The sequence below is a fragment of the Paraburkholderia lebeckiae genome (assembly GCF_050436225.1).
Lineage (GTDB): Bacteria > Pseudomonadota > Gammaproteobacteria > Burkholderiales > Burkholderiaceae > Paraburkholderia > Paraburkholderia tuberum.
On sequence record NZ_JBNDLU010000003.1, the window covers coordinates 1008419 to 1017621 of the forward strand.

The window sequence follows — 9203 nt, forward strand, 5'->3', positions numbered from 1 at the left end:
CGAGGCGCTGCTCTTTGGCGTCGCACAGCTAAAGTGAAGTCGTCGCGCCGGGGGCACTCAAGACGAGCCACTTTGCAGCTCGCTCATCAGGCTCGCCGCGTAGGCCGGAATATTCGCCGCTGGCTGTGGCGCGGCGAAATAGTATCCCTGAACGATCTCGCAGCCGGCCTCGGCAAGGAAAGCCAATTGTTCCGCTCGTTCGACGCCTTCCGCGACGACTTCGAAACGCAAATTGCGGGCGAGTGCGATGATCGCACCGATAATCGTCTCATCCGCGAGACTGCTGCCAATGCCGCGGATGAACGACATGTCGATCTTCAGACGGTCCGCGTGAAAGCTGCGCAGGTAAGCCAGGCTCGAGTAACCGGCGCCAAAGTCGTCGATCGCTATGGACACGCCAATGTCGTGCAGGGCGCGCAGCGTGGGCAGGGCGCCCGGTGCAACCAGGCCTCCTTCGGTAATCTCCAGTTCGAGCCGGTCCGCGGCCAATTGTGACGCGGCAAGAGCACGACGCACGACGGCGCCGAAATCACTCGGCGGCCGAAACTACCCGCTGCACTGGCCACGCGAAAGATGCCGCCCTTGCACTGTCGAGCCCCATCAGGAAATCGGCGTTCGCCTGGATGTGCACTGCTTGCAGCGTCTCGATGTCATCGCGGGCACGCAGGGCGTGAATGCGCTCCGCGTCGGACCGCTCATGCCAAATAAGCGTGTAACCAATGCCGAAACCGAAAATGATGAGGCCAGTCAACACCAGTGCGACGGTGATGATCAGTTGCCGGTCGACGCCATGTCGCCGCCTCCACCGGCCAATAACGCCAGCGATGCCTAAACTCGAAATATATTGCATCGGTCAAGAATCAGCGCGCGCACGAGTACATAACATTGATACTCGACGGCGGCGTGGCTGTGCGTCAGCATCTTTTACCGGTTACTGCGCGCGGTAACCGGGCTATTGTCTCCTCGATGGTGATATCGGCAGCAATACGAAGAACTTGAGAATGACTTCGCAAGCGCCGCGCGACCGGGTGCATACCGCGCCGCCTGGCTGGACGGAGAAGATTTGAGACGTGAGCCGCCATCAGCTCGAGATTTCGCCAGGAGTTTGCGCGTAGAATCCTTTCACGAATCCAATACGCCAGCGTCCGGCCAGCCATGCATGCCACGTCACGTTACGATGCATCTGCGTGTGTTATCCACTGGCTTGCCGTGTCGCGGTGGTGCCTACCGTTCGTCGATGGGCACACATCGGGAGCGCTATAGTGAAAAGCTCTGCCACACGCTACGGTTCGATTGCCCAATTCCTCCACTGGTGCACGGCAATTGTCGTGCTCGTGACGTTCATGTATGGGCCCGGCGGATCCGAACAGCGCGTCTACTCTTCGGTGCACGAGTTCGATCGGCGACTGCACGAGACTTTGGGTTTGTGCGTGTTCGCGCTCACCCTCATCCGCCTGCTGTGGCGAGCGTACGACACGCGTCCCGAGACACCTCCAATTTCCCGCTGGATGGCTGTTATGGCAACAACCGTTCAATGGATGCTGTATCTGCTTCTCCTCGCGCTACCGCTTACCGCCGTCTCGGGCGCGTGGCTCGAAGGGCATCCGCTGACGCTGATCGGCGGTTACGATATTCCGCCTTTACTCAGTAGTTCGCATGGAGCAGGCTCAGCCCTCGCATCGCTGCACGCGTGGCTCGGCGACGCCATTATGTGGCTTGCGGGGTTGCACGCATTCGCGGCTATTTTTCATCATGCCTTCCTTAAAGACGACGTCCTGATCGCGATGCTTCCACGCTGGTTTCCGGCGGGACGGGCACGTACTGGCCGATAAGCCCCGAATGCCACGAGGCGAGATTGGGCGACGATGGTCCTTGGCTGAATCGAAAATCGGCAAACCGTCTTTGGGAGAGACGATATTGCCGCTGGCATCATGGTCGAGCCTCGTCCTGGTCACGTCGAGCATCGCCATCACGGCCACTGGAATCGTACGTTCACCGAAGGTATATCCGTTCAGCTTGAACATTCGACCGTACGGCATCAGTTCGGGAAACTGTCCGCCCGCGTGAGATGCCACGCAGCTTTGCCCTGTTTGACGGGCAAATATAGGCAGCGCTCGAACTACCGCTAGATCTTCATGCGCTGCAGAACGCGGTCGCCGGCGACGAACTGATGAAACATCGCCGCTGCGATATGCAGGCAGATCACGCCGAACAGCACCCAAGCGAGGACGCCGTGAACATCGCCCATCGCATGTCCGAATGACGAACCCGGTGCCGACAGTGAGGGTAACGAAACAAGTCCGGCGAGGCGGACTGTCTATGTGCGCGACGAAGCGTTGATCCAGCCGAGCAGCGGCACCAGCACGAGCAGCACACACAGCGCGAGGTGCGTGACCTTCGAAGCGGCGCGAAACAGCGGCGGCAGGTTGTCCGGCGGCGACCGGTGAGTCGCACGCCACAGCTCGCGGCACGCCATCGCAGCGAGCAGTGCGGTGCCCACGCCAAGGTGCCAGGCGATTTCGCCGTCCGGCACGGTATCGCGGTGCACGTCCGGCATCGTCCAGCCGATCACAAACTGCGCGGCAACCAGCCCGACGACGAGCCAATGGAGCAAACGTGCGACCATGTCATAGCGGGGTTCAGTGGAGACAAGCGTAGGGGCCCTGTGAGGTGGATTCAGTCGAAACAGATCGAATACGGCCGTGCCTGAAGGCCAGGTCAAGGGCCAGTCGCCAAGGCCGCCTGTCTGTGCCGTTCCAACCACTCGAAGACGGCCATTCCCGCGATCATCGCCGCCACGAACGCCCACGCTTTCACCGACCCGAGTCCGAGCGCGACCAGCGCCGGGCCGGGACAGAACCCTGCAATTCCCCAACCGACGCCGAACGCGAGGCTGCCCACCATCAGCCTTCGCGTGACGTGCGTTGACGCGGGAATCTGCATCGGCAATCCGAGCAGCGACTTGTCGCGGCGCTTCGCGATCGCGAAGCCGATTGCTGCGACAGCTACCGCGCCGATCATCACGAACGCGAGAGACGGGTCCCAGCGTCCGGCGAAATCGAGGAAGCCCAGCACTTTGGCGGGGTTGGCCATGCCAGACAACAGCAGGCCGAAGCCGAACAGCAGCCCGCATACGAATGAAACGACTGTTGCCATCCTAGGCTCCGAGAAGATGTCGCACGATATAGACGGTGACGAAGCCGGCCGCCATGAACGTCGCCGTCGCTACGAGCGAGCGCGTGGCGCCGCGTGAAATGCCGCACACGCCGTGTCCGCTCGTGCAACCGCTGCCATAGCGGGTGCCGATGCCGACCAGAAAGCCGGCCGCGATCACGGCCGGCCACGACGCGTCGACGGTGATCGCGACAGGCGCACCGACCGCGCGCGCGAATACCGCGGCGGCGACCAGCCCGGCAACGAAGGCGACGCGCCATGCGCCGTCTCGCCTGGTCCAGCGCAGCAGGCCGCCGACTATCCCGCTGATTCCGGCGATGCGGCCCAGCAAAAGCACCATCGCCGCAGCCACGGCGCCGATCAGCAGGCCTCCGCACAGGGACGCGAGCGGGGTGAAATGGTCGAGATCGATCATCGTTCAGGTTGACTGTCGTGTGAGTTGGAGGGAAGCGGCAGCGCTCACATCAGCGCCGCTTTGACCAGCAGGCCGAGCGCCACGCAGACGAGGATGCTCGCAAAGCCCAGTTGCACCTGACGCGCGGCGATGTGATGCGACGCAAGCCGTCCGCTGAGCATGCCGGCGGCGGTGGCGCCAGTGAACCACAACGCGACTTCGAGCGGAAGCGTTGCGCCGTGCGTGGCCGTCGCGAGAACGCCGCCACTGCCGACGAGTGCGATGACCATCAGCGAAGTCGCGACGATACCGTGCATCGACACGTCCGTTAGCTTGCGCATCATCGGCACGATGATGAAGCCGCCGCCGACACCTAGCATACCCGTCATCAATCCCGTCAGCGAACCGGTGGCCGCGAGCGCGGCTGCGGTCGGCAAGTCCAGCGAAAGCGGCCGGTCGCAGGGTCGATATGCGCGGCGCGCAATCGTCTGACGCAACAGCCGGAACGCGACCACCAGCATGACCGCGCCGGTCAGCCCGAGAATCGCGCCGACCAGCTCGCCGACAGTGGCGTGATCCGCGCCGAACACTTGCCGCAGGCGGTCCGCGACAGGGCTTCCGGCGGTGGTCAGGATTCGCTGGCCGTGCGCGTGGGCTTGCCGCGCAAGCTGACCGATGCGGAGCTCGCGCGCGCAGCGGCGCAATTTCGCGGAAAACGCAGTGAGCTTGCCGCGCGCCTGGGATTGAGCGAGCCCACGCTTTATCGCCGGCTCAAAGCGATCGCGGGCGGTGAGGGGGCCTAACGTTTCCTCGGCGTGGTGGGGGAGCGTTCACATCTTCTCCCCCTCGGACGGTCAGTGGCTTAGCTGCAAGTGAAACTGCTTGCCGAGTTCACGTCTCCGCTGGTATAGCGGGCCACCTTCGGATACGCGCAGAGAGGACGCGTGCGCCCGGCACCCCAGCTAGTCGGCACCTCGCTATTCGGTATCGCGTTGGTCGTGTCGCGAGCCGTTGCGATGACCCGGTTCGGCGCTTGCCCTTGCTCGACCCATGCCACCATAGGCGTCAGCATGTCGAACTGATCGGCCGTCGGACCGCCGCTGCAGTGGTTCATCCCTGCTACCGTGAAGAGCCGGGCGAAATTGCTCGCGTCACCACCACTAGCCGTGGACAAGCGCTGATACCAGTCGGTCGTATCGTTCGACGAGAACACTGGATCGCTCGTCCCGTGATAGACGATCAACTTCGCGCCCCGGCTCCTCAGACCGCTCAAATCAGTCTCGCTCGGCGGGGTCATGAATGACCACGAAGACTCGGAGTAGACACCGCTCGTTGCGAAGATCTTCGGCGCATCACTGTCCATGTTGAAGTTCAGAGCGTAGGCGCCGATGGAACTGAGCAGCGAAGCGCTCTGAGGCGGTGACGTAAATACAAAGGCCGCCGCGGCCGGGTCAAGGCTGATGGAATTGCCTTGCTTCCACGCGGCCCAACCTGATCCGTTGACACCGACGTCATACGGAAAGCTCGCATAGAGCGCAGTGCCAGCGCTATTTTTCGCCCCAGAGAAAATATTTCCAACGGCTTGCTTTTGAGCCGCCGTAAGACAGGTGCCATCGCGCCCATTGCTCGAACATGTCGGTACGTCCGTGGCCAGGTCGAAGCTCGCCTGGCACGCTTTGATGTCTTGTACCATCCCGTCCGCTACACCATCCAGCGAATCGCACTTCGCGACGATCTTCGACGCGATGAGCTGCCTTTCAGCAGTCGTCAAGCCGGTGGCGATATCGGCAATTCCGGCCGACGTTTTGGCGGTCGCGACGGTAGCTAGCTGTTGTGCGCTCCACATCTGCCCGATCGCCGCCTTTGGCAAATGGAAGCCGGGGTCGCCGGCAATGATGCCGTCGTAATCCGCGAAAGACCTGGCTGCCGCCACCATCGCATGACGGCCGCCGTTCGAGCAACCTTCGAAGTAGCTGCGGTCGGGGCCCTTGCCATATGCCAACCTGATCACCTGCCTGGCCATTGGCGTGAGCGTAGCAACGGCGTTATAGCCATAATCGAGGCGCGCCTGGGGATCGAGACCAAACAGCGGGTTTTGCGACCCGGAATGACCTGCATCCGAACTGATCACGGCGAAGCCCATGTTTAGAGCGTTGTTCAGCGGGCCCCCGCCACTGAGCACCCCCGTCGCCGATGTCACATTACCGTCGAGACCACCGTTGGCCTGATAGAAAAAGCGACCATTCCACGCGATAGGTAGCCGCATTTCAAAACCAATCGCATAAGTTTGGCCGTCAACGGCGCTCGTGCGTTGATTCATTTTCCCTTCGATCACGCAATGTTCGGGCACGGACTTTCCCGCCACCGTGAGCGTTCCGGCCGGCACGTCGGTAACGGACGTGAACGTCGTGGCCGCAAACGTCAACCTGGCGGCGAGCGCGCTGCAGTTCCCTGACAGCGTCGCGGGTTGTGCTGCGGAAAGCTGAGGCAATTGTGTCGCACTGGTGGAGAGCGAGTCGGACCCGCCGCCGCAGGCCGCCAGCATCGCGGACACTGCCGATACGCACATAGCAATTGAAGTTCGTTTCATTCTCGCGCCCTATCAGAACAAGTGTTTAATGCCGACCATCACGCCCGTTTGACCCATGCCCGCGCCTGGCGTGGTCCCACCGCCGCCGCCGCTGACCGAATAGCGCGCCTTCGCGCTGTTCGCGAGATACGCAGCCTGCGCATAGACCGACGAACGCTTGCTCAGAAAATAGGTGGTGCGTAACGTTCCCATCGTGGCGCGGGTATCGTGGTCGCTATTGATGATCCGAAACACTTCGCCATCGAGGAGGAACGCAGGCGTGACCATGTACGAAGCGCCCAGGAAGAACAGATTCGAACGGATATTCGGTACTGTCGGCGACTGGGTCACTACGCGGCGTCCAATCCAACCTGCGCCGATCTTCGCGCCTGCGTACTGCGCATAGGCGCTCAGTTGGGTACGGGCGTCCTTGTCCGCGGCGTTGATGAGAGGTGTCGGCGCAATTCCGTCGAAGAAGTTGGCGGCTGCGGTCGCGCCGCCGCGTTGCTCCTCGTACGACGCAGCCGCGCCGAAATATTGAGAGTCGTACTTGAGCATTGCGGACCAGTCGCGGCATTCCGTGGCGTTGCCTGGAACCGAGCCGGTACAGGTTCCTTGTCCCGGCGAGTTGCCGGTACCCGCCGCGTCCCGTCCGAATGAATAGCCCGCGCCCAGCGTAAAGCCCTTGTACGAGCCAAGATAGGTGATGGAGTTGTCGGCGCGTGCGTTGGGCACATAGGCATCCAGGGAGCCCATGCCGTAAATGTCCGGACCGATGATGTCGGCGCCCTGAACCGCAAGATAGGTCATCGTGTACTGACGGCCGAACGCGAGCGTTCCATACGGGCTTTTCATGCCGACGAATGCCTGGCGTCCAAACAGCCTCCCGCCCTGTCCAGAACTGCCGTCGCGCACGTTAAAGCCGCTTTCGAGCGTGAAGACAGCGCTGTAGCCGCCGCCTAGATCTTCGTTGCCGCGCAGCCCCCAGCGTGATGGGAACTCTCCGGTAACGGATGGCATGCGAAAGACGCTGTCGCCCTTCGCGTTCGCGTGCGAGACATACTCGATCCCCGTGTCCACGATGCCATACAACGTGACGCTTGATTGCGCAAAGGCTCCAGTGCTCAGCGCGCATAGCGCACCGAACATGAGAACGTGAGTCGACTTCAATTGCATGGTGATGTCTCCAGACCAGTTGTATGTTTTTTTGTTGAACTGCGGTTGAGGGATCTTCGGGTTTCAGGCGATTGCAGCGATGAGCGTTGACGGGGATGCTGGCCCCGGTCGCCATTGATGCAATATCAGGCCGGCTGATATAAAGAACAAAATAAAGCGCGTCTTGGAAGACGCGCCTGTCGGTCGCGATAGTTACGTATTTGATATCAGGTATCCTGACAACGCAAGCATGAAATGTTCGGTAGATACCCTATGCAGCGGGATGGATGCGAGGCGAGCATTGATCGGTGACGGCCGCCCTTCCGACGAGCAGCGCAAACTGTACGAGCTCGCCTACGCGCAGGTCCACTTCAATATGGACGCTCGCTGGCTCGCTGGTGTCGCCCACGCTGGCGCTGCGCATGCGGTGGGGCGAAGCTTGCCCGCAGGCCATCCTGCGTATCGAGCGCGATGTGCTCGAGCGTCATGCACAGCGTCATTTCGGCGACGCGGCGCGTGGAGCAATCGAATTCGAGCCAGAATTCGCACTGACGTCGGAACAGGGGGAGTGCCTGATGCAGTTGCTGCCGATGCTCGTGGAAATCATGAGTACGCAGGCGGGCTCTGGTGCAAATAGGTGGTGTGGACAAGATTTTCGTATAGAAAGGATACCTCATGAAACAGACAGGACGGCCTTCCAGGGTGCGGGTGCAGCGGTATCTTTGAGGCCGAGCTTCCCGAGACTGAATTGGCCTTTGCGAATACGGTGTACCAACTCAATACCTGAGAGAGTGATCGCTGCGTTTCTGAAACTTTGAGGCCGAGCATGACTTTCGTCCGGTGCGATGCCGCGTAACCATCAAGCGTGATGGTCTTCGGTGGCTGGCCTTGATGTTTGATTACCTTCCTGAAAAAGGCTTTTGCGGCCTTCACGTCGCGCCTGGCGCTGAGCATGAAGTCTACCGTCTGGCCCACCCGATCCACCGCTCGATAAAGATAGACCCACTTGCCGCGCAGCTTGAGGTAAGTCTCGTCGACACGCCACGTCTGGCCAGTAGGCCTACCAAAGCGGTTCCACCGTTTGACGAACTCCGGCGCAAAGCGCCGCACCCAGCGCAGGATCGTCGGGTGCGCCAGCGACAAACCCCGTTCCGCCATCATTTCGACCAGATCGCGCAGGCTAAGCTTGTAGCGCAGGTACCGGCGAACACACAGAATGATCACATCGCGGTCAAAGTGACGGCCTGCGAACAGTTCGTCAAGGCTCTTCGGCTTGCTCGTCGTCGGCTCTCAATTCGTTCAGCCCGATACCTTAACCGACTTGCCCCCGCGCTGTTTGCACAGAGCCGGTCGAACGCCCTTTCGATGCGTCCGCAACAGAAAGGAGCACAGAAGCCGCCCTCCGACAGGGATACAGCATCAAGAAGTGGCTGATGTTACCTTTTCAGGCCGATTTGGTAATGAAGAACGGCTTATACCGCCCTATTATGTGCGCTAATTTGCCACTCCCCCGGGCAGCCGATACGGGGGATTCTTTTTCCGGAGCAGTGATGTACGCAGACAGTATTGATAAGTTCTCGAAAGCCGGTGCGTATAAAGTGTCGGTCGTTCTCCGCTCGCCGCTCACTTTCCTTATCGGCGCGGCAATGGCTGGCGCCTATATCGGGTTCGGCGACATTCTTATGTTTTCAGTTGGCTCGCATGTCGATCCAGCTTATGTGCACCTCATCATGGGCGGGGTTTTCGCGTGTGCCCTCACCATCGTGGTATTCGCTGGCTCCGATCTGTTCACCGGCACAGCGATGTATATGCCGCTTGCTGTATTTCGGGGTGAGACCGGCGTAGGTGGCATGCTCCTGGTGTGGGTGACATGCTGGATCGGCAACCTGATCGGCGCTGTCGTGCTCGCGG

The 9203-nt window shown here is 61.1% G+C and carries 9 protein-coding genes and 4 pseudogenes; 4 read left to right on the forward strand and 9 right to left on the reverse strand.

What is annotated here, in order from left to right; all coding sequences use genetic code 11:
* Window positions 1-57: 57 nt before the first annotated feature.
* Window positions 58-516, reverse strand: coding sequence for an EAL domain-containing protein (locus OKW45_RS39345; protein WP_429474003.1), 459 nt, complete (start codon window positions 514-516; stop codon window positions 58-60).
* Between the two features lie 13 nt (window positions 517-529).
* Entirely contained in the window at window positions 530-850 is a 321-nt protein-coding gene (locus tag OKW45_RS39350) for a hypothetical protein (RefSeq protein WP_018421984.1), read from the reverse strand.
* A gap of 412 nt (window positions 851-1262) precedes the next feature.
* Here OKW45_RS39350 and OKW45_RS39355 point away from each other — a divergent pair, with 412 nt between their 5' ends.
* A complete protein-coding gene (locus OKW45_RS39355; RefSeq protein WP_239499148.1) occupies window positions 1263-1832 on the forward strand; it encodes a cytochrome b in 570 nt (189 codons plus the stop codon).
* 293 nt (window positions 1833-2125) lie between these two features.
* On the opposite strand, the pseudogene OKW45_RS39360 reads toward OKW45_RS39355, so the two are convergent.
* From OKW45_RS39360 to OKW45_RS39375, 4 genes and pseudogenes are all read right to left on the reverse strand, one after another.
* Window positions 2126-2626, reverse strand: a pseudogene (locus OKW45_RS39360) (cytochrome b).
* 92 nt (window positions 2627-2718) lie between these two features.
* The gene (locus tag OKW45_RS39365; protein ID WP_429474004.1) at window positions 2719-3156 is read right to left on the reverse strand and encodes a DUF6691 family protein; all 438 of its coding nucleotides are present in this window, start codon (window positions 3154-3156) and stop codon (window positions 2719-2721) included.
* 1 nt (window position 3157) lies between these two features.
* The gene (locus tag OKW45_RS39370; protein ID WP_429474005.1) at window positions 3158-3589 is read right to left on the reverse strand and encodes a YeeE/YedE family protein; all 432 of its coding nucleotides are present in this window, start codon (window positions 3587-3589) and stop codon (window positions 3158-3160) included.
* 44 nt (window positions 3590-3633) lie between these two features.
* Window positions 3634-4200, reverse strand: a pseudogene (locus tag OKW45_RS39375) (sulfite exporter TauE/SafE family protein); the annotation flags it as partial.
* 18 nt (window positions 4201-4218) lie between these two features.
* On the opposite strand from OKW45_RS39375, the gene OKW45_RS39380 reads away from it, so the two are divergent.
* Window positions 4219-4371 carry a helix-turn-helix domain-containing protein gene (locus OKW45_RS39380; RefSeq protein WP_429474006.1) on the forward strand — a complete coding sequence of 51 codons (153 nt, stop codon included), beginning with the start codon at window positions 4219-4221 and terminating at the stop codon, window positions 4369-4371.
* Between the two features lie 59 nt (window positions 4372-4430).
* On the opposite strand, the gene OKW45_RS39385 is transcribed toward OKW45_RS39380, so the two are convergent.
* Both OKW45_RS39385 and OKW45_RS39390 read right to left on the reverse strand, forming a co-directional pair.
* A complete protein-coding gene (locus OKW45_RS39385; RefSeq protein WP_429474007.1) occupies window positions 4431-6158 on the reverse strand; it encodes a tannase/feruloyl esterase family alpha/beta hydrolase in 1728 nt (575 codons plus the stop codon).
* Between the two features lie 12 nt (window positions 6159-6170).
* Complete coding sequence (locus OKW45_RS39390) at window positions 6171-7313, reverse strand: porin (protein WP_429474008.1); 1143 nt, start codon at window positions 7311-7313, stop codon at window positions 6171-6173.
* A 401-nt stretch (window positions 7314-7714) separates the two neighbouring features.
* Here OKW45_RS39390 and OKW45_RS39395 point away from each other — a divergent pair.
* A pseudogene (locus tag OKW45_RS39395) lies at window positions 7715-7852 on the forward strand (AraC family transcriptional regulator); the annotation flags it as partial.
* Window positions 7853-7965: 113 nt separating this feature from the next.
* Here the strand turns inward: OKW45_RS39395 and OKW45_RS39400 are convergent.
* Window positions 7966-8546 (reverse strand): annotated as a pseudogene (locus tag OKW45_RS39400) (IS6 family transposase).
* A gap of 296 nt (window positions 8547-8842) precedes the next feature.
* Between OKW45_RS39400 and OKW45_RS39405 the strand changes: the two are divergent.
* A partial coding sequence (locus tag OKW45_RS39405; RefSeq protein WP_429474009.1) for a formate/nitrite transporter family protein occupies window positions 8843-9203 on the forward strand: 361 nt, incomplete at its 3' end.

Coding starts and splice junctions, on each gene's coding strand:
- OKW45_RS39350 (WP_018421984.1), bottom strand. CDS start 850: ATGCAATATATTTCGAGTTTAGGCATCGCTGGCGTTATTGGCCGGTGG.
- OKW45_RS39365 (WP_429474004.1), bottom strand. CDS start 3,156: ATGGCAACAGTCGTTTCATTCGTATGCGGGCTGCTGTTCGGCTTCGGC.
- OKW45_RS39370 (WP_429474005.1), bottom strand. CDS start 3,589: ATGATCGATCTCGACCATTTCACCCCGCTCGCGTCCCTGTGCGGAGGC.
- OKW45_RS39385 (WP_429474007.1), bottom strand. CDS start 6,158: ATGAAACGAACTTCAATTGCTATGTGCGTATCGGCAGTGTCCGCGATG.
- OKW45_RS39390 (WP_429474008.1), bottom strand. CDS start 7,313: ATGCAATTGAAGTCGACTCACGTTCTCATGTTCGGTGCGCTATGCGCG.